Origin of the sequence: Chryseobacterium sp. W4I1, from assembly GCF_030816115.1 — a bacterium.
In the GTDB taxonomy this organism is placed as follows: Bacteria; Bacteroidota; Bacteroidia; order Flavobacteriales; family Weeksellaceae; genus Chryseobacterium.
The window spans coordinates 1,074,370-1,095,334 of sequence record NZ_JAUSXQ010000001.1 but is presented as its reverse complement, the minus strand read 5'-3'; the positions used below and the strand labels follow the sequence as shown (position 1 = coordinate 1,095,334).

Sequence of the window (20,965 nt, the reverse complement as noted above, 5' to 3'; positions counted from 1 at the left end):
ATTTATAAATTAAGAATTAACGGTTGAAGCACTTTCATCTGATAATGCTGCTGTAAAAAAGTTTCGTCTATTTTCTTGTTGGAAATCACCATGGAAGCTCCCAATGCAGAACCCAGCGGAGAATGTGTAGACATCACATTATAATGCTGAAAATGGTGAGACATCAGTTTCATAAATACGTCATTATCGGTGAATCCGCCATCGATATAAATGTTTGTAATTTCTGAATTGCCAATGGCATTTGTGATCGTATGAATCTGCAGATCCATCAGTTCGATCATCAACTGATGATAGGCTACTTCAAAGGTTGCAAATGAATTTAAATCTGTTGCGGTAATCATTTTTCGTTTTAAAATAATTCCTTCAAAGCGAAAATAGATATTTTTATTTTTCATTAAACGCAGATACAAATCCTGATCAAACTGCACTTCTCTGTGAAAACCATATTCTTTTCCGTAATAAGCACATAATTTTTCAACCTGAATTTTATATTCATTTCCCATGAAAAAACGGGATGCTTTTACGCGTTTTCCATCGATGCGCATATAATTCAGGCAATTGTTTTCTATATCTTCATCGGTAAGACTTTCATCATTAAATGGATTTAACGAAATACTCCATGTTCCTGTTGAAACTAATAAAAAAGGTTCTTTTTTGCTTAAAATATAAGGTAATAACGCTGAAGAACTGTCGTGAATTCCAACACCGATTTTAATTTTTTTGTTTCGGTAAGAAGTATTGATGCTCGCAGAAGTTGGTACAATTGGCGGCAATAAGGCATCTATTTCTTCCTCATACACCCAATCGTGGTAATCTGCTTTGTCGTAATCCCACAAATTCGTGTGGCAGCCTATTGAAGTAAATTCCGACACGCAAATCCCGGTAAACAAATACGATAAATATTGAGGTAAATGCAGACTGTAACGGATTTTTCTGAATATTTCCGGATGCTTATATTTCAACCAAAATAATTGCAGGCCTGAATTCAACATTCCTGCTTGAGGTGATGCTGTTTCGCGGGCAATTTTCAGCTTGCTTCCATGCTTTTCATAAAATAAATCAAGAATTTCATCATCCATTGGCTTGGTGTAATTGTACAAAGGTGTCAGAACATTTCCTTTCTGATCCAGATGCACAAAACTCGCTCCGTACGTTGAAAAATTGATGGCTTTTACTTCATAATTTTCATTATCAAGAATGGCATTAAAATTATCTTTTATCCAGTTTTGTAGCGCTGCAAGATCTTCCGTAGGATAACCATCTTCATCAGTTGTGAGCGGTAATTCTGTATATTCACGAACAACTTCTTTATAATTTTTATCAAATAAAAAGAACTTTTTATTGGTTTTTCCAATATCAAATACTATGGTTACCTTCTTTTTTTTAGACATTCTTGTGATGAAATTTATTTTTTGTCATTGCGAACAGACTGAAGGTCTGTGAACGTAGTTCATAAGCGACGAAGCAATCTCTTTATCTAAACACAAATTAGCGAATTTTTCACTAACAATAATCTGTTTTTTATAACGCAAAGTTCGCAAAGATTTTTTGACTACTATACGTTTTTAAGATCGCAAAGGCGTTTCACTTAGCAAAGTAATACAATTAATTGTAATTAGATTTTCATTTAAATATTATTTTTCAACCATTAAGGAGTGTTCAGATTGTAAGATGCAACAAGAAAAAATCCACTTATTTCTTAAAGCAGCAATGCCTAAAATCCTACTCATCTAAACACTTTCAACCTTAATGATAAAAATATAAGGATACATATAATAAAAACTTTCGATTGCACTCAAAAGCTGAATTATCAATTTTAAAACAGGATTTTATAATCCTGTTGCTTTGGTTTCTAATCCTCTTTCGGTAATTAAATTTTCTCTTACCTTTAGGCTTCTGTAAGCCGCAATTGGATCTAAAGCCGCACCAGTCTGCAATCTTGCAGCTCTTAATAACGGACGAACATCTGTTCTATACGCATTCTGCAAAATATCCTGCGCTGCAACGACATCATTGTTTAATTGCGCCGTTTTTAATGCTTTCTGGTCAACCAAAAGTGCCTGAGCATAAGCAATTAAAATAGCTTCCAGAGACTGTAACAAATCTTCCAGCGGATCTTTGATGTTATGACTTGCATCGATCATCCAGGCTGGATAAGGGTTGTTTGGATTATTTTCCATTCCGTATACCAATTCATTGAAAATCAAAAACAAAGCATAAGGCTTGATAGAGCCCACCGTTAAATCATCATCTCCATATTTGCTGTCGTTGAAGTGGAAACCACCCAATTTTCCTTTGTACATTAAAGTTGCAACGATTTGCTCAATATTGGTATTTGGTAAATGATGCCCTAAATCTACCAACGTGTATGCTCTTTCGCCACATGCATTGGCCAACATAAACGATGTTCCCCAATCCTGAATGGTTGTTGAATAGAAATTGGGTTCGTAAGGTTTATATTCAATGAAAAGCTTCCAGTCTTCCGGCATTCCTGCGTAGATTTCTTGTAAGCTTTTTTCAGTATTTGACAACGCGGTCTGGAAATTCAATTGTCCCGGAAAACTTGCTCCGTCTGCCAACCAGACGGTTAAGCTTTTTGAGCCTAATTCTTTTCCGATTCTGATTACTTCTTTGTTGTGTTCTACGGCATAAGCTCTTGAATCTTCATTCACAGCGTTCAAAGAACCGAATTTGTACGAATGTTTTGCTCCGGCCTGATCCTGGAATGTGTTGGAATTCATGGCATCAAAAACAAGTCCGTGAGAAGCAGCTTTTTCTTTAATGGCTTTCACATCACCCGGAATATCCCAAGGTATGTGCAAAGAAACAGCTCCCGCAGAATGTGTTAGTGCATGGATTAAGCCTACATCTTCTAATTTTTGTTCCAAAGAAGAAGGTTCGCCACCGTAAGAAAATCTTCCAAAACGGGTTCCTCCCGCTCCTAAAGCCCAACTCGGAATGGCTACCTGGAAATCAGCAATTTTGTTGACAATTTCAGCAACACTGGCTCCTGATTTTGTTAATTTATTTTGTAGAAAATCGAAATCTGTCGTAAAGTTTTCAATTTCTGTTTTATTGTATTGTTCAATGATATCTTTTCCTATAATCATGGTTTGATTTTTAAATTTATTTTACCACAAAGTCACAAAAGCTTTTATCTAATTTTTAAATACTACGTACAAAAGTTATAAAAAGAACTAGAAAAATAAAATATTACCTAAACTTTTTGGTCTTTTCTAAAATTCCTTTCAATTACTATAAACTTTTGTGATTTTTGTGGTTAAATTTTTATATTATCTTGGAAATGCGTTGGCCATTCCTCCATCTACATTGATGATATTTCCAGTTGTTTTATCTAGGATTGCGACACAGGCAAAAACTCCGTTGGCGATATCTTCAGGAAGAATAATTTCATTTAGCAAGTTTCTTTTTGCGTAAAATGCAGGGAGTTCTTCAACAGAAATTCCGTTTGCTTTTGCGCGGCCTTCTGCCCAGGCGCCTTCCCAGATTTTGCTTCCAACGATCACTCCGTCAGGATTTACAACATTCACACGGATTTTATCTGCTGCCAATTCTGCTGCCAATAATCTTGTCATGTGCTGTTGAGCTGCTTTTGCAGTTCCGTATGCCACATTGTTTGGTCCGGCAACCAATCCGTTTTTACTGGCAATATTAACGATGTCACCCCCTAAATTTTGCTTTTTCATGATTTCTACTCCATTTTTCGCCATCAAGAACTGACCTTTTACCAAAACATTTTCAAGTAATTCCCAGTCTTTAGTTGTGGTATCTTCCAATGATTTAGAAATCGCCAAACCCGCAGAATGAACCAGAATATCTACTCCACCAAATGCAAGAACAGCTTCTTTAAAGGCATTTGCAATCGCTTCTTCGCTTGTCACATCACAAGTAACTGCTACAGCCTGATCTTTATTGTATTTTGCAGTAACAGATTCTACTGCTTCCTGATTTAAGTCTGTGAAAACAACGACTGCTCCTTCCTGAACCATTTTGTCAGCAATTGCCTGCCCGATTCCACCTCCTGCTCCGGTTACGATCGCAATTTTCCTTGAAAGTGGTTTTTCTTTCGGCATTCTCTGCAGCTTTGCTTCTTCAAGCAGCCAATATTCGATATCAAATGCTTCTTGTCTTGGTAAAGATGTGTATTCAGAAATGGCTTCTGCTCCACGCATTACGTTGATTGCATTGACGTAAAATTCGCTGGCAACACGAGTCGTCTGCTTATCTTTTGAGAAACTGAACATTCCCACTCCCGGATAAATAATGATTACCGGATTCGGATCACGCATTGCTGGGCTGTTCGGATGTTTACAAGTTTCGTAATATTCTTTGTATTCCTGTCTGTACTGTTCGAAAAGAGGAGTTAATTTCTCTAAAATAGCTTTAGAATCACTTAAATCTTCATTTTTATCTAAAGTCAACACTAATGGCTGAATTTTCGTACGCAAAAAGTGATCAGGACAAGAAGTTCCTAGTGGCGCTAAACGCTCAAGATCATTACTGTTGATGTATTCCAACACAACATCGCTATCGGTAAAATGACCAACCATTCTGCTTTCAGAAGATGCTAAACCTCTCAACAAAGGCATCAATTGTGCTGCTTTGTTCTTACGTTCTTCAGCAGGAAGAGATTCTACTTTTTGACCTCCGAAAACCTGTCCGTTTTCTTCGATTTTTTTAGCAATATATTCAGAGGCTGTTTCGATAACTTCCAGACTGTTGATGTAACATTCGTAAGAAGTATCTCCCCAGGTGAATAGTCCGTGGCTTCCTAAAACAATTCCTCTGATCCCAGGATTATCGTTTAAACACTTTTCCAATTGTAATCCCAAATCAAAACCAGGACGCTGCCATGGAACCCACCCCATGGTGTCGCCCCAGATTTCTTTGGTAATTTTTTCGCTGTCTTTTGCAGCAGCTACTGCAATTAAGGCATCGGGATGAAGGTGATCGATATGTTTAAATGGAAGTAAACCATGTAGAGGCGTATCAATAGAAGGCGCTTTGCTGTCCAGATCAAAAATACAGTGATTGAATAAGCCTACCATTCTGTCTTCATCTGCTAAGCCTTGGTACACATTTTTCAGGTTTCTTAGTCTTTGTGTGTATAATCCGGCAATTCCTTTTCTGGTCAGAGTTCCGATGTCACCACCTGAACCTTTTACCCACATTACCTCAACTTCTTCGTTGGTTAGCGGATCTTTTTCGATGGTTTTGCAACTTGTGTTACCTCCTCCATAATTGGTTATTCTTAAATCTGCCCCTAATATATTTGAGCGGTATAGAAATAAAGCCACCTGGTCATTTCCTAAAGATGCCGCTTTGTTTTCGTCCCATAAATAGTCTACGTATTTGAATGTTTTAACTTTTTCCATTGGTTTACTTATATTTCTGAATTTCTATCCAAAATTAGACTGTAATATCTTTTACAGCATCCCGTACTATACTGGTAAATACTGTATTTAAAGATAAATTAACGTTGAGTTTTTACAGTTTAATTTATCCGGGATCAATCTAACTGAGGTTATTTAATTAATATTTTAGATGATGTGATTTAAAAAAATTATGTAACCATTAAGAAAGCTAATAGATTAAGATTTAATTATTCTTAATGGTTACAATTTTAATATGTATTGATTAGTATCCTGGAAGCTGACTTAAATTTGGATTATCTACTAAAGGATGACCTGCTGACTGCGCGGCAAATGGAAGTAATTCTGTTTTATTTGGAACAAATCCATAGAAAAGACCATCTCCCCCGCCTTCTATCCAATTCGGATACGTTCCTCCGTTTTCTGCTGAACCTGTTGGCTTGGTATAGATGATACTGCCGATCTGAAGCTGGCCTGCAGCACCTCCTACAAATCCAGCTGTCTTTTTCGCATTGCTGTTAAATGTACTGTTGTAAGCCTGGAACATATTCGCAGGATACCATTTGTCATCCGTTGTTGTGGTTTGTCCGTGTGCTACTGCAATAGCTTTTAATGCAATCTGATAATTGTCGAAATCTCCAGAACTCGTCGGAACATTAGTAATGACTGCAATTTCTGCAGGGCTCGTTATATCAATATATTTTAATGCCAAAAACGGATCACCATAGATCTGGGCATTTTTTTCGAGTTTATACAGTCGGTAAACAGGTGTATTTGCATAGGCTCCTGTTCTGTTTGACAAGTTTTTCATCGCCTGTTTTGTTGCCTCAATTTCACTTGCCAAACGATTCATTCTGATCAGATCTGTACGAAGGTTAAACTCTCCCGCAAATTCCCATTTACGCTCCTGAACAATAGCAGCTTCAAATGCCTGCTGGCCGGAAGGAACCGGTACACTTCCGATTCCGGCACGGTTTCTTACCTTCATAAAAGCAGAAGTTCCCGCAGCAGTAGGGCCTCCGTTTAAGTAGTTTTGAGTTTCTGCATACATTAATAAAACATCTGCATATCTTAAAACAGGAATATTTAAATTTCGTGCATCTGCCGCCTGAGGCGCAATACACCATCCCATCCTGAATTTACCTGACAGGATGCAGGAATAGGTAGTCCCGGCATTCACCCAGGTATCACCTGCATTACCATTATTTAAAAAATAGACACTGTAAGAAGTACAAGAAACGTCTCTACGGGTATCTCCCTGATTAAAAGATAAATAATAACTTGGAAGAATGAATTGTAATGTCTTTCTCGATCCATATGCTCCTCCACGGGAACCTTCATTGGCATATACTCCAAAAGATGAATTTGTATTTGCTCCGTATTCAGCAACCTGCCAAAGGATTTCTGAGTTTGTCACTGAAAATTTTCTCTGGCAGAAATTGAACCATAACGCTTCGAAACCACTTTTGCCGCCCTGAGCCTGTACCAAAGAGTTTGTTCCTCCGTTAATAATAGCAGCACAGGCATTGTCTGCAATCTGGTATAACTGCTGAATTCTGCTGTTATCACTGCGACGCGACATCATTGCCCCGCTTCCTGTATTCAGGTCCCAACGAAGGGAATACCCTGCCGCATAGAGTGCGATTCTCGCTAATAAGGCATTGACTCCCTGTTTTGTTAAACGCTCTGTTGTTGCATAGCCACTTTGACCAAAATTTGGAATATTTCCTACAGATTCCTGAAGATCAGCAATAATGCGATCGTAAATTTCATCTCTTGAAGTACGCTTTGGATATAATGTATTCGGATCATTAGGATCCATCTCATCCAGAGGTTTAAAAACGGAAGGAACATCTCCGTACACCCTAATTAGATTATAATAACAAAATGCACGAATAGCCTTAACCTCAGCCAGTAAAGCATCACGTTTTGTGCTGGCTTCCATTTTACTTAACCCGCTCACGGCAATATTTGTTCTTTCAATAACGGCATACATCGCAGCGTAAATCCCCGTTACCGTATTCGGTGTATAAGCATCATACTGATAGTTGGCAATATTATATTTGGAATTATTGGTAGAACCATCTTCTGAAGAGTGGGTTACAGTGTCTCCCGCTCCCAGCTGATAATACATTTCAGTTGGAACTATACCTCTGTAACAACCCAGAACAAACATCTCTGCAGTATCTATATTCTTAAATACAGATTCTGTATCCAATGAATTGTAAGCTGGCTGATCCAGAAAATCATCACTGCATGAATTCATCGCTAAAACGGCGACGAAAATTGAGGGAAGAATGACCAATTTTCTTAGCAATACGGGAGTTTTATGTATATTTTTCATGATTTAAATAGTATTAGAAAGTTAAGTTAAGACCAAGAACATAGCTTCGTGAACGAGGATACGTAGAGCTGTCATATCCAGGTGTAACAGTCACCCCGCTTGCCGCTGAAACTTCAGGATCATACCCTGAGTACCCTGTAATTGTCGCCAGGTTATTAACGGTAAAATAGATACGGGCATTGGTAAGCATCACTTTATTTAAAAATTCTCTAGGAAAAGAATATCCTAATGTTACCTGGGAAATTCTCAGATAAGAGCCGTCTTCTACATAATATGATGATGGATAGGCAATATTTGCAGTATTTGTATTGCTTAAGCTCCATAGTCTTGAACCTTCATCAGGATTCAGCTCTTTTAGCCTAACCAAATTTGTCGTTGCCTGTCCCGTATTGGGATCAATTAAATGATAATAATTGTTTCCGAATTCTGAAGGAGCATTCTGGAACATGGCGTATGGACTTAAACTTTGCTTGGTTGCGTTATAAATATCATTACCAACGCTGAATTTCATAAACACAGCCAGGTCAAAGCCTTTGTAGGAGAAGTTATTGCTGATTCCCCCGATAAAATCCGGAGTACCGTTTCCTATCTTCTGCATTTTTCTTGTAAACTGATCACCCGCCTCATTATCAGCAGCAAATTTCATGTCTCCCGGTTTAGGAGTTCCGGTGGCAGGCTTGACAACACCCGGGTTTAAGGTTAATGATCCATCCGGATTTTGGGTAAAATCATCAGTCGTGTAAACTCCCTGATAAACATATCCATACATATCACCCAATTCTTCTCCCACAGTTGCATAATAGGTTACCATTCCCGTTCTGCTTCCTCCGACACTGAACGTTTTATTCAGCTGTCCGTTTTCAAGAGAAAGGACTTTAGATTTATTGAAAGAAATATTAAGGTCTGTTGTCCATCTGAAATTTTCTGATTTTAAATTGATGGTATTTAATGTGAATTCCATTCCTCTGTTTCTCATAGAACCAATATTCTGATATTGTCTTGAATAGCCTGAGGAAACGGGAAGTATACTTTCAAAAAGCATTTTGCTTACGTTATTATTATACCATTCGGAGGTTAAATTTAATTCTGCTATTGAGAAAAGCCAGATCTACCCCGATATTGGTTGTTCTCAGCTCTTCCCACTGGAGATCACGATTTCCCCAGTTTGTACTTGTAACATAGGCCGGATGTCCCTGGGTATTGTTTATTGGATAATCTGTAAGTAGAACATTGGTTCTCCATAAGTTATTAGCGACTCCATTGTTACCTGTCACCCCATATTCAATTCTTAATTTAAAATCATTAACTATCTTATTGATACTATGATCCTGCCAGAAATTTTCCTGAGAAACACGCCACGCACCTGCTACAGATGGAAAATATCCCCAACGTGAACCTTCTGCAAATTTTGAAGAACCATCCGCACGTATTGTCCCTGTAATTAAGTAACGATTATCATAATTGTAATTCACACGGGCAAAATAAGAAAGTAAGCTGTTACTTGATCGGTCTGTATTTTTATCAGCTACCGTTGCGTTGGCAATATCATCCAACCCGAAATTAGGATACGGGAATTTTGTAAGTTTCATGCTGCTTCCTTCGGATTCTTCATACCAGATTTCGTTCCCGATTAAAGCACTTACTTTATGTTTTTCACCAAAAGTTTTATTATAATTTAAAGTATTGGTGATCTGATAACGGAATGTTTCTGCATTGGCGATATTTCCGTTGATTCCTGTGTTGATAGGGTCTGTAAGAAAGGCGCGTGAATTCTGATCTGAAAATGATGTTGATTTACTGTTTGTCCAGCTATATTGTCCGGCAGTTCGCCATGTAAAGTTTTTCAGGAAATCAAATTCGATCCCTGCATTGGCTACGAATGTTCTTGTACGTTTGTTGGAAGTAGATGCCTGAGTTTCTATAAATGGATTTTCTGTATCAAAACCCGAATCTAACGCTGAAAAATCCGAAAAAGTCTGATTGTTGAACAACTGATCCTGAGTAAACAATGTACCTCCGGTGATAGGCTGAAGAAGAATTTTTTTCATTCCGGAATAGGCTCCTCCCCCGTTTACAGAATTGTTCGTAAACATGGTGTTGAAATCTACTCTTACTCCTTTATACAATTCCGAAGTGATATTGGCACGTAATGAATTTCTTGTTTCGCTAAAATTTTGAAGCAAGCCCTCCTGCTTATTGTAATTATAACTAATAAACGCCTGTGTTTTATCGTTTCCAGCAGAAATATTTACGTTGTGGTTCTGAGTTAACCCCGTTCCTCCCAACATTTTCTCCTGCCAGTCTAATGCAGAAGCAGATCCGTAGCGATTGCCAATCCTCTGATAGGCTCCGGAATAAAACCCTGGTGAATCTGTCCCTAAATTACTGTCAAAAACATTACTCCACGCTGATGGCTTGGACTGAAGCATCCCCAATTCGTACTGATACTTTACATATTGTTCCGGATTTGAGAGCATATCCAGTTTTTTTGAAAGCATATCAAATGACATGAACGTATTGTAGTTGATAACCGTTCTTCCTTTTTTCCCACTTTTGGTTTTAATAACAATAATACCGTTGGAACCACGGGCTCCGTAAATAGCAATCGCAGAAGCTCCCTTCAGTACGTCGATACTTTCAATATCATTAGGATTAATCACATTCAAAGCGTTATCCAATTGGAAACCGTCTACAATATAAAGCGGATCGGAACTTTGAGTAATGGAAGAACCTCCCCTGATCGTAACATTGGCGTTAGCTCCCGGAGCACCACCTGCGGTCACAATATTCAGACCTGCAGCTCTTCCCTGTAATGCCTGCAAAGCATTCATTGCCGGTGTAGCTGCTAATTCTTTTGCAGAAACTGAAGAAACAGACCCCGTAAGATCGGATTTTTTAACTTTTCCGTAACCGATAACGACTACTTCTTCAATATCTTTTGTATTTTTCACACTATCATTTACCGCTTTTTGCCCCCAGACAAAACTTGTTGAAAGCATAAATGCCGGAAACACTATTCGCTTTATATTTTTATGTTTAACTATCAAAGACATATGTTAATTTTTATGTTACCAAAATACACCGTTACAAAAATTCGGGCATCCTGCAATATCCTGTATGGCAATATTCATGATTTATCATATTTAACTACAAATACTTAAATTATATTTTAAAATAAATAATAAAATAACGGAAAATCATCAAACATTCATCAAATTATTTAACTAAACCGTGAATTAAAAGCTCCTGTTTCAAATAGATATTCTTTTTTAGAGTTAAATTGTTTTTAATAAAAAGACACTGAAAAATCAGTGCCTTATTGAGTTATTTTTTAACTCTGAAACTATATAGATGATACTGTGAAATCGTAAATGAAACACGGAAAGGCTATCTTAAAGAATTTCCATACCCAACCATTAAAATGGAAATAAACATGACGATCATTCCAACAGCAATGGTAGTAATAGTTCTTTTGGAAACTCCTTTCCATTCTTTGATGATAATTCCCCACAAATTAGCAATGAAAATTATAAATGCCATATGTAAAATCCACGAGCTGGCGCCATTTCCCATTTTACTTTCGCCCATACCGTAAAAGAAAAACTGTAAAAACCACATGGTTCCGGCAAGGGCACAGAAAATGAGATTTTTCACAACAGGTACATTTCTCTTAGTATAATCGGTGTAAGATTTATTTTTAAAAGCCAAATACAGACAGCCGATCAGATTGACCGCCATCCCGCCCCAAAGGACAACCACATAGGTTACATTGTTTTGAAAAAGGAATTCTCCCTGTCCCGGATTGGCTAGTTTCCAGGCTTCATTGGCTACGATAGCCATTGGTTTCCCAGCTTCCAGTCCGAAATTGAAACATGCACTTAAAACGCCGGAAATGATGGAAACTATTATTCCCAACCCGAATTTATATTCCGTTTTTACTTCCGTACCATGCGGATCTATTGAAGTTTTTTGCAGTTCTTTTTCCTTCATCATTCCCGCTTTCCCGCTGATGATGATTCCAATGACACAAATCAGAAGTCCCAATAATACAAACTGTCCCCATTTGCTGGAAAACAATAAACCGATATTGTCTTTTCCTGTTTGCGGAGAAAATTCATAATAAATAGAAGGAACCAGCGAGCCAAACACCATACAAAGCCCCAAAATAATGCTGCTTCCAAGTGCTACCCCTAAATATCGGACTCCCAAACCATAAGTAAAACCACCAATTCCCCACAGGGCCCCGAACAGAAACGTCAGCCCCAATATGGAGGAACTTTCATTCTGAATGATTTCCCAAAAATCAGGAATGGTCATAAAGGCAGCCAATGGCGGAACAATGATCCAGGAAAAAACACCTCCTATTAACCAATACGTTTCCCATGACCAGCCTTTTACTTTTTTATAGGGCAAGTAAAAGCTCCCTGAAGAAAAACCTCCTAAGAAGTGAAAAAAAACTCCTAATAATGCATTCATAATTTATCTTATGGTTGAATTTGAAAATTAACACTATGAAATCGATTGCGCATCTTGTAGTGTCATGTTTGCAATAATAATTCTTTTGTCTTGAAACAAAAGAATCAAAAATTCAAGACTTGGAATCATCCGCTAAAAATTAATTCTGTTCTCTAAAAATTCTAAACTTGCGCGATTTCAATATAAGTTCTTCAATTCAATATTTGTGTCGCGCTTCAAACAGTAGAATTTTCTTAACGTTCACAGAATTAATTTTCTTAACGCTCCTGCTTCCTAAGTCGATAAGTACTCAGTGAGAATTAACCAATTCTTCAATATTAATTTACTTCAATTTATACACTTCACTTGCAGCAAGCAACAGGCAGCCTAAGCCATAGTCTTCAAAATCAGGTTCTTTATCAACAGCAAGTGGCTGACCGTCTTTAGGTTCTTTTCCAGTTCCCTGTACCCAACCTAAAAATCCATCAGGCTGAACGGAATCTTTTGCAATTGCATTCCAGGCTTTCACAATAACGGGTAAATACGTTTTTTTATCAATCAAACCTTTATTGATTCCATACGCCATTCCATATACAAACAGAGCAGTTCCCGTCATTTCCTTGCCTCCAAAATTGTTTGGGTCATGTAAACTTGCATTCCAGAAACCATCTTCTCTCTGAATCGGAACCAAAGCCGATAACAAATCTTTGTAATCCTGCAGATATTCCTGATAATGGGGATCGGATTTCGGCGTGTCCTCCAGCGTACGTGCCAGAGCAGCAACTACCCAACCATTTCCACGACTCCAGTAGCAATCTTCGCCGTTAGGTTCTTTGTAAGGCGGAACGAAACTCTTGTCTCGCCACCAAAGTTTATCTTTTGGGTTGTACAAACCATTTCCGCCGTGTTTGTATTTTGTGTAGGCATACATCTCATAGTTTCTGTCAAAATATTTTTTTTCGCCTGTCATTCTGCCCAGTTTTGTGAAAATAGGCATTCCCATTTGTAACGCATCAATCCACCACCAGTCGTCAACTTTACTGGTAGCCATCATACTGTCTATGGAAGCCTTAACGAATTTTATTCTCTCCGGATTTTTTTTACCATCGATTTCATAAAGATCCAAATACGTCTGACTACAAGCCTGATTATCTGCATTACGGGTATAAGTATCTCGCATCATATCCCAATTGTGCTTTTCTGACCATGACATGGCGTAATCGTAATATTCTTTTTTAGGATCTACTTTATAAAGCGCGATTAATCCCTCATAATAAACAGCTCTCGTCCATAGATTGCTGGGCCATACTTTCTTGCCCACGATTTCCTTTCCTGTATCGGACCATTTGTTCATGAAATATTGATTTGCTCTCTGTGAAACTTCCAACACTTCTTTTTTATCCGGAAGATTAACGTTCTTTGCACTCGTTTCTTTCTGAACTGAACAAGAAGATAAAACTCCAATAATCAACGCATAAAAAGCGCCTCTCATTAATACTTTCTTCATAATTATATATATTTTTTATTTTACAATGTATTAGTTTAAATAGTTTGAATTATAAGCATTACGACTGATTAAGGTTTAACTGTATGAATATTAGGTGCAGGAACCTTTGAAACAGATTCATCCAAATAATAATCGGTATGTGGAGGCTGGTTGTACCCTACATTTTGCCAGACGATGCTCAACCGGTATTGTGGATTATGCATTAAAGTGTACAATCTGTGTTTGGTTGGAATAGCCGTTGAAAAGATTCTCAATTCTTGGTTATCGGCTGTTCTGTACATCACTTCTTCCCGCCAGTCTCCAAATAGATCAGCAACCAAGGAAGGATTTTTCTTGGTGCCGTTGTTGGATTCACATTGAAAATCTTTAGCATCAAAAATCAGGTTTGATTTTTCATTTTTCCAATTCCATTTTGACACGGAAGTTCCGTCTAAAATTTCACTTAAAAAATCTCCGTCCCAATAAATCCCCATATTGCAGGCAGGACTTTTCTCACTGATCTTATTTCCTTTTGCATCGTAAAGTCCCTTGACTCCGGCCCCTGCAGCCCAACATTCTGAACCGTTATAACGAGGATCGATATTTAAAGACAATCCTCGTCCCGGACCCTGAAACTTTCCCTGTTTGCTATACACAGTAGAAGGTAATTTCCATAAAACTTTTCCGGTTTTGCCGTCTCTGAAATGTGCACCTGCATCATCAAATCTTTCTTGAATATCAAAAATTTCCAATCCGGGATTAGATGGGTCTAAATCTCCAACGTGCAGCGCATCACCATGGCCAAAGCCTGTACTGTTCAGCACTTTCCCATTGTCATCAACCGTCATGGCACCGAAGATAATTTCATCTTTTCCGTCATTATCAACATCCGCAATACTCAGATTATGATTTCCCTGACCACGGAATTTCTTATTTTCTTCCGAACTTTCGGTATCAAAAAGCCATCGCAAACTGAGTTTTTTATCTTTATAATCCCAGGCCGCAATCGCCGTTCTGGTATAATAACCTCTCGACATAATTACACTTGGTGTTTTACCGTCCAGATAAGCAATGGCTCCCAGAAATCTATCGATTCGGTTTCCTTTTGCATCGCCCCAGGTTTCGGTCATTTGTTCGTTGGTTGGATTCAGACTCCCTGCAAATCTTGGAACTTCATAATTCACGGTATGAATTTCTTCGCCGGTTTCACCATTAAAAACAGTCAGAAACTCCGGTCCGGAAAGGATCATTCCGTTTTCATTGACGTAATTTTTTGTTGCATCTCCGATAAATTTTCCTTTGCCGTCTTTGCTTCCGTCGGCGGTTTTCATTACGATTTCAGCTTTTCCGTCCTGATCAAGATCATAGACTAAAAATTGCGTGTAATGCGCTCCTTCTCTTATGTTTTTACCCAGATTAATTTCCCACAAAAGCTTTCCATTCATTTTGTAAGCCTGAATAATTGGTGGGTCGGTTTCTCCTTTCTGGCTGTTGTCTTTTGACCTTCCGGTTTGATGAAGGATGATTTCATATTCACTATCACCATCCAAATCTGCCACAGAAGCATCATTCGGGGTATACCCTTGTGGTGTTTTTAAGGGAATAGAAAAATAAGGTTTTTGATTGGCTACATATTTTGCAGAATCGTTGTCAACTGATTTATCCTGAGTATTTGACTTAACGAAATAGGTGTAATTCTTCGCTTTGTCAGCAGTTTTATCTAAGAAATTAGTTCCGCTTACCAATGGCTTTTCATTCAGCTTTTTGCTTTTGTTATTTTCAATACGGTATAAGTCAAACCGAATATTTTGAGGTTCCGTGCCCAGCAAACGCCAACTCACAAAAACGCCTGAATCTGAAGGTATGGCAACGATTCCTCTTTTCAGATATTCCATTTGCCTTTGGGCAGAAAACATCTGCGATAGGAAAATGGCGGATGTGATGAGTATATATTTGATCTTCATAAATCTTCTTTGTAAGTTTCGGCTAAAGCCAATCTATATTTTCATTATTCATAAACGGCTTCAGCCCGTTCCTATTGAATTTTATCCTTGTCAAGGTTTAGAACCTTGACAAGGATGTTACGTTGAATCACTTGCAGCCTGACCTGAGTGGAGCTCTTTTTGCCAGAGCAAAGCGGAGGCAAAAAGCAGGAACGCAGGGCACGATTGAGAAAAAAGCAAATGCTTTTAGCTAAATTTACGAACGAAGTTCAAAGCTGCCCAAATATTCCAATACTCAATTTCAATCGATTGCGCTATTGAAATTAGAAGTCTGCTTCAATAACCACTTTACCCACTCTTCAGTTCCCTGATAATTGGTAAAATCAGCGGGTAGCTTTTTGCCGTCAATGTACTCGTTATAACACCACGGGTCGCCCAATGCGAAAACTGTTCCTTTACCGAATTTTGCAATAGCTCCGATATTCCTCCCTTCTGCCTCCAAAATGGCTTTAGCAGGGGATTTCACATCGATGGAGCTTACTTCTTTCATATATAATTTCTGCTCAGAAAAAACTTCATTTCCTGCCGGAACCATCACTTTTCCCTGCTCAAATTCTCTTTTCTGAACACGGTTGTAACTGTCATCGTTAAAATGAATTCCAAATTCTCCCGCCAGTTTGTTGAAATGTTCAAATTCAGAATTACCTCTGTCGTTACTCATTAAAACCAACACACCACCATTGTTCACCCATTCCACCAAATTTTTGATGCTTGCTGCATCAATCAGATTTGCCTTTCCACCGTAAGCTTCTTTGTCAATATCCGCATCGACAATGATATAAATACCGGCATTTCTCAAATCTTTTTTGGTCGGAGCAGTTGTAAGCATACTGATTTCTGCGCCTTGTTTTGTGAAAATTTCTCCCAACAAAGAAAACCCGCCGTTGCTGGTGTCATTCCATGTATAATGCCAGGATTCCAGGACTTTGGTTTCTTTATTTTCCTTTTTTTCGTTGTTGAAAAAATTGTCCAAAACGACTTTTGGTTTCTGCTGAGCATTAGAAAAGCTGAATGTCAGCAAAGTTCCTACTGCGAATGTTTTTACTATTTTGTTATTCATTTCTTTTAATTTTATTTTGAATAATGTATTGGAATCAATTTAATTTCGCCATCCAGACCGGAAGGCTGCACTTTCCAGTTAGATGCATCAAAAGGCTTATAGTTGATATTCACAAAATTGATTTCGTGGTAATTCCGCCACTGAATTTTATTCTGATCCATGTAGCGGATTCTATTCGCCATTAAATTACAGACTTCAATCTGAATGGTATTTTTCCCTTTTTTCAGGTATTTTCCAATATTAATTTCAAAAGGAATGCTCCAGACAATTCCCGCTTCCTGACCGTTGACAATTACTTTTGCACTTTCATACAGCTTATCAAATTTTAAAAGATAATCGTCTGCATTTTTGTTTTTCAAGTTTAAAGTTGTTATATAAACACCAGTCCCTGAAAAGCTTTGTGTTGCAGGATCTTCTGAGAAATTGGTCCAGGGTTCCAATTTCTTTAATTTTCTTGATTTTGGAAGTTCGGGACCGCCTTCTTTGAAAGTTAATTGCCAGTTTTGATTTAAATTGATAGGAGAATCTGTCTTTTCAACATATTTCCATTTTGGAATTGAACTGTTTATGTTTTCAGAAGCTTTTATAATTAAAGATTCTCCTGATTTCAGTTGTACTCTAACCGAACTATCCTGAATTTCAGCAAGTCCAAAATCTCCGTTTTCAGGATTCATTAGAGCAACTTGTTTTCCGACAAAATTTAAAGGAATATTTTGATTAATTTCCTTTGAAGTGTGATTCACGATGTAATAATATTTTCCGCCGTCAAACTGTCTTCTCACGAATTTCAATCCGGTGTCAGCTAGTTTTTCTCTTTCTATTTTTAAATATTCCAACGCTTCCGCAATATCCGAACTTAAAATGATTTTACCTTTTCCAAAGCTCGCCGTTTTCAAATTTCCAGCCAGGTTTTGAAATGACATTTTACTCCACAAAGACTTTAATTGGGCCCTTCTTTTTTCGACTTCAAAATATCCGGGTATATCTTTTGGTTCGTTTTGAAAAATTATTGCAGCTCCGTTTTGAGCTAAATCCAAAATATTTTTTAAAGTAGATTCGGGCAGATAAGTTAATTTGGGAATAATCATAACCTGATATGTAGAACCATCTTCCGACACCTGAATCTTCTGGTTTTCCGACCTCGATTCGCCAATCATTTTATCCGAAACCATATCTAAGGAATACCCCCTTTTACTGAGTTTATTCAGATTTTCATACATCGGAGTAGGCTGTAACCATTTTTCAACATTATGAACTTTAAATGTCACATCCTTCCCTTTCGGATTGGCCCATTGGTCGTAAATAGGCCAGTACATCAGCAATTCGTTATCCGATTTTCCGCTCTGCAAAACAGATTGAGTACGTTCGATATAAGAATTTAAACCCTTTAAATGGGGCCACAAACTGTTTTCAGGAACAAAATTAACAGAAGCATAAAACAGCCATCCCGGGAAAGCAACATCGACCGGTGTATATGTTGTACCATGATAAAAAACGTGATTGATGCCTGATAAAAAAACCTGCTCAACTTCTGGTTTTGCCTGTGACCATGATGTCTTAAAATGTTCGGTAAGCCAGGTGAAAGTTTCGTTTGAAATTAATTGTTTACCGGTAACATTTGCAGCCGATGAAGCAAATTTCAGCATATTAATATCTGGAATATCAGATTTTTGCACATCTGCACTATCTCTTCTCAACCCCGGAATATCAAAAACCGTACTTCCGAAAGTTTCAGATTCTGGAATATCGACTGCTGCATACAAATCCAGCAAATTTCCCGGCGAACCGTGTGCCTGGTTGGTATTTTTGGAATTTTTAGAATGTGCCCAGTTGGTGAAATCTAGGGTAAAACGGTTCAGAATCAAATCACTTAAGGTTTTCCTGTAATCAGATTTTATTCTTCCCGATATTTCGTTTTCTTCGTTACTCACCAAATATTTGATGTATGGACTCACATCGTAACCTCTCCTTTTCTTAAATTCCTCTTTAAAATCGGGAGTCCAGTCGGCATTGTAAACTTCATAACTGTCATTGAAAAAAGAGCGGATTCCGTAATTTGAACTGCCAAATGCCTGATCAATATTTTTAAAATAATTCACCGTTGCTTCCGGTGAAAAATGGTCTATTGTATAGCCTTCCCCTCCTAGTGCTGCACGTTTTACTTTTTGTAAAGTTTTACCAACGAAAACTGCATAGATTATCCATTTTCCTGACGTTGGTTTCCAATTTAAAGCACCATCAGCATTAACTTTATCTGTTAAAACCACCGGTTCATTTTTTTCATTGTAAGCCGTTACAATATCCAGCTTTATAGTTTTTAAATTCTTTTGCTTCTCATCTCTAAGTACAATTTTTTCCGCTAATTTTTCACCTGATGAGATAGTATATGTCTGAACGATCATTTTTGTGGCAGCATCTTGTTCGCTTACTTGCGGTCCGCCGATTGGCCAGCCCGTCCCAACCGCCATGTCAACGCCCATATTCAGGCTTTTTGCTTTGTTGGTAGTGAACTGAAGCATTTTCATCCACTCCTGAGAAAGATAATTGATGTATTGTTTCTCGAAGCCTTTTGCACCGTAAATTGGGACAACTTCTACGCCTCCGAAACCTGCTTTATTTAAAGTGGTCAGCTGTTTGCCCAATCCTTTTTCATCCACTGCATTTCCCATCCACCACCATCGTGTCCACGGTTTTGCCGTTTCGGTGGTTTTTGGCCAGGGATTCTGCGCGGCAATATTTCCGAACGCAAAACAGATTAGACTGAGGCTGACTATGTTTTTAATTTTCATTTTTAACTTTTAAATTTAATCACAAAAGCTTTAAACACATTCGTTACTTAAGTGAGTAATCCGGCTTTTTAGAAGGACCTTAAATTATTTAAACTTCAAAACTTAGTTTTAATTTCCGTCGGGCTTTAAAGCTTCCATAAAAATGCTTTCAGGCCAATGGAATTTTTCGGGAGCATCGGGTTTGTTTAAATCAAAACCTTTATAATTTTTTGAAACCAATTTACTTAAAGGCAATTCTTGGTCAATAATACTTTTCACCACACATTTTGCCAGTTCATACGCTCCATATGCATTAAAATGCGTGTCATCCGCCAAGGCATTAGATTGATTTGGGTAGGAATTTGCGGGATAATAAACAAATGCTTTTTTAGAAATTTCCGGGCCCATTGCTTCAAACAGTTTTTTACTCATCGCATTCAAATCAATCAAAAATACATTTTCTTCTTTTGCAATTTCCCGCATTGCATCAGGAAAATCATCCAAAGTATTGACAATCTTGTTGTTTTCATCAAAAACCCGGCGGTTCATTGAAGTTACTAAAACAGACACTGCACCTAATTCACGAGCGTTGAGAATCCATTCTTTCAGTCTTTTTCTATATCCTGATTTCGTACTATTTCCTGATTTCTGGTCGTTATGCCCAAACTGAATAAACAAATAATCTCCGGGCTTTATTTTACTCCAGATTTTATCGATTCGGTGACGGTCTTCAAAGGCTTTTAATGTTTCGCCACTTTCAGCATAATTGGCAATCACAACGTCTTTCGGAGCAAAAAAATAAGGTAACATCTGTCCCCACGATGCCCACGGTTCATACTGCGCATCAACTACCGTTGAATCTCCTGTCAAATAAATGGTTTTCGCTGTTGGGTTGGGTTGAATGATTATTGCACAGACTTTTGGAACTTTACCATTAAATTCAATCGTCAATAAGTTATCCCAATGCAAATATTTTCTTTCTCTTGTCTTTAATTTTACGATTCCGATCTGAGCTCCGTTTTGGTTACGAATGATGCTGTCTTTAACGTGAACTGTAATTGATTGTTCAACAATTTCACCATCTTTTGTTTTCACATCGTTCAGCATCAGGCGGCGGTTTTCTACACGTACTGTTGTTTCAGAAAGTCCTTTAGAGTCGCCTAGATTTAACTTAATATCATAATTTCCTTCAGGAATAACTACCGAAAAATAAAAAGGGTTGTCGCTGGTAATATAATCTCCTGTCAAAGCACTTCCTCCTCTATCAAAGGATTTTAAGCTAGAAATATCCATAAATCCGTAGCCAATTTTCCTGTCGAATTTAGAATGTTCTGTGATAGGAATAAAGCCATTCTGCACTCTGTCTCCTCCAAAGTCAAATTTGAAGGTGGTTTGCTGAGCAAATGTTGATGAACAAATAAAAAATATTAAAAAAGCGATCCAGTTTTTCATTATG

General features: G+C 37.8%; 12 protein-coding genes. All 12 read right to left on the bottom strand.

From position 1 onward, the window contains the following. Window positions 1-2 precede the first annotated feature (2 nt). The 12 genes from QF044_RS05010 to QF044_RS04955 all read right to left on the bottom strand — a co-directional run bounded on the left by QF044_RS05010 (window position 3) and on the right by QF044_RS04955 (window position 20,961). Window positions 3-1,391: an FGGY-family carbohydrate kinase gene (locus QF044_RS05010; protein ID WP_307264403.1), complete on the bottom strand. Its 1,389-nt coding sequence runs from the start codon at window positions 1,389-1,391 to the stop codon at window positions 3-5. A 438-nt stretch (window positions 1,392-1,829) separates the two neighbouring features. Then, window positions 1,830-3,110: a sugar isomerase gene (locus QF044_RS05005; RefSeq protein ID WP_307264401.1), complete on the bottom strand. Its 1,281-nt coding sequence runs from the start codon at window positions 3,108-3,110 to the stop codon at window positions 1,830-1,832. Window positions 3,111-3,293: 183 nt separating this feature from the next. Then, the gene (locus tag QF044_RS05000; protein ID WP_307264398.1) at window positions 3,294-5,396 is read right to left on the bottom strand and encodes a bifunctional aldolase/short-chain dehydrogenase; all 2,103 of its coding nucleotides are present in this window, start codon (window positions 5,394-5,396) and stop codon (window positions 3,294-3,296) included. A gap of 262 nt (window positions 5,397-5,658) precedes the next feature. Then, window positions 5,659-7,737, bottom strand: coding sequence for a RagB/SusD family nutrient uptake outer membrane protein (locus QF044_RS04995; RefSeq protein WP_307264397.1), 2,079 nt, complete (start codon window positions 7,735-7,737; stop codon window positions 5,659-5,661). 13 nt (window positions 7,738-7,750) lie between these two features. Beyond that, window positions 7,751-8,779: a hypothetical protein gene (locus QF044_RS04990; protein WP_307264394.1), complete on the bottom strand. Its 1,029-nt coding sequence runs from the start codon at window positions 8,777-8,779 to the stop codon at window positions 7,751-7,753. Between the two features lie 16 nt (window positions 8,780-8,795). Next, window positions 8,796-10,790, bottom strand: a complete 1,995-nt coding sequence (locus QF044_RS04985) for a SusC/RagA family TonB-linked outer membrane protein (protein ID WP_307264391.1) — start codon at window positions 10,788-10,790, stop codon at window positions 8,796-8,798. Window positions 10,791-11,124: 334 nt separating this feature from the next. After that, on the bottom strand, window positions 11,125-12,213 hold the full coding sequence (gene rhaT, locus QF044_RS04980) for an L-rhamnose/proton symporter RhaT (RefSeq protein ID WP_307264388.1): 1,089 nt from the start codon (window positions 12,211-12,213) through the stop codon (window positions 11,125-11,127). 322 nt (window positions 12,214-12,535) lie between these two features. Further along, on the bottom strand, window positions 12,536-13,699 hold the full coding sequence (locus QF044_RS04975; RefSeq protein ID WP_307264386.1) for a glycoside hydrolase family 88 protein: 1,164 nt from the start codon (window positions 13,697-13,699) through the stop codon (window positions 12,536-12,538). 68 nt (window positions 13,700-13,767) lie between these two features. Next, window positions 13,768-15,642 (bottom strand): rhamnogalacturonan lyase, encoded by a 1,875-nt coding sequence (locus QF044_RS04970; protein WP_307264383.1) that lies wholly within the window; start codon window positions 15,640-15,642, stop codon window positions 13,768-13,770. Between the two features lie 280 nt (window positions 15,643-15,922). After that, window positions 15,923-16,741, bottom strand: a complete 819-nt coding sequence (locus QF044_RS04965) for a DUF4350 domain-containing protein (RefSeq protein WP_307264381.1) — start codon at window positions 16,739-16,741, stop codon at window positions 15,923-15,925. 11 nt (window positions 16,742-16,752) lie between these two features. Then, entirely contained in the window at window positions 16,753-19,530 is a 2,778-nt protein-coding gene (locus tag QF044_RS04960; RefSeq protein ID WP_307264378.1) for a glycosyl hydrolase, read from the bottom strand. A gap of 108 nt (window positions 19,531-19,638) precedes the next feature. After that, the gene (locus tag QF044_RS04955) at window positions 19,639-20,961 is read right to left on the bottom strand and encodes a rhamnogalacturonan acetylesterase (protein ID WP_307264376.1); all 1,323 of its coding nucleotides are present in this window, start codon (window positions 20,959-20,961) and stop codon (window positions 19,639-19,641) included. Window positions 20,962-20,965: the final 4 nt, after the last annotated feature.

What these genes read in the sequence shown, in the direction of transcription:
- QF044_RS05010 (WP_307264403.1), bottom strand. Translation starts at nt 1,391, where the DNA reads ATGTCTAAAAAAAAGAAGGTAACCATAGTATTTGATATTGGAAAAACC.
- QF044_RS04990 (WP_307264394.1), bottom strand. Translation starts at nt 8,779, where the DNA reads ATGCTTTTTGAAAGTATACTTCCCGTTTCCTCAGGCTATTCAAGACAA.
- QF044_RS04955 (WP_307264376.1), bottom strand. Translation starts at nt 20,961, where the DNA reads ATGAAAAACTGGATCGCTTTTTTAATATTTTTTATTTGTTCATCAACA.
- QF044_RS04960 (WP_307264378.1), bottom strand. Translation starts at nt 19,530, where the DNA reads ATGAAAATTAAAAACATAGTCAGCCTCAGTCTAATCTGTTTTGCGTTC.
- QF044_RS04985 (WP_307264391.1), bottom strand. Translation starts at nt 10,790, where the DNA reads ATGTCTTTGATAGTTAAACATAAAAATATAAAGCGAATAGTGTTTCCG.
- QF044_RS05000 (WP_307264398.1), bottom strand. Translation starts at nt 5,396, where the DNA reads ATGGAAAAAGTTAAAACATTCAAATACGTAGACTATTTATGGGACGAA.
- rhaT (WP_307264388.1), bottom strand. Translation starts at nt 12,213, where the DNA reads ATGAATGCATTATTAGGAGTTTTTTTTCACTTCTTAGGAGGTTTTTCT.
- QF044_RS04995 (WP_307264397.1), bottom strand. Translation starts at nt 7,737, where the DNA reads ATGAAAAATATACATAAAACTCCCGTATTGCTAAGAAAATTGGTCATT.
- QF044_RS05005 (WP_307264401.1), bottom strand. Translation starts at nt 3,110, where the DNA reads ATGATTATAGGAAAAGATATCATTGAACAATACAATAAAACAGAAATT.
- QF044_RS04970 (WP_307264383.1), bottom strand. Translation starts at nt 15,642, where the DNA reads ATGAAGATCAAATATATACTCATCACATCCGCCATTTTCCTATCGCAG.
- QF044_RS04975 (WP_307264386.1), bottom strand. Translation starts at nt 13,699, where the DNA reads ATGAAGAAAGTATTAATGAGAGGCGCTTTTTATGCGTTGATTATTGGA.
- QF044_RS04965 (WP_307264381.1), bottom strand. Translation starts at nt 16,741, where the DNA reads ATGAATAACAAAATAGTAAAAACATTCGCAGTAGGAACTTTGCTGACA.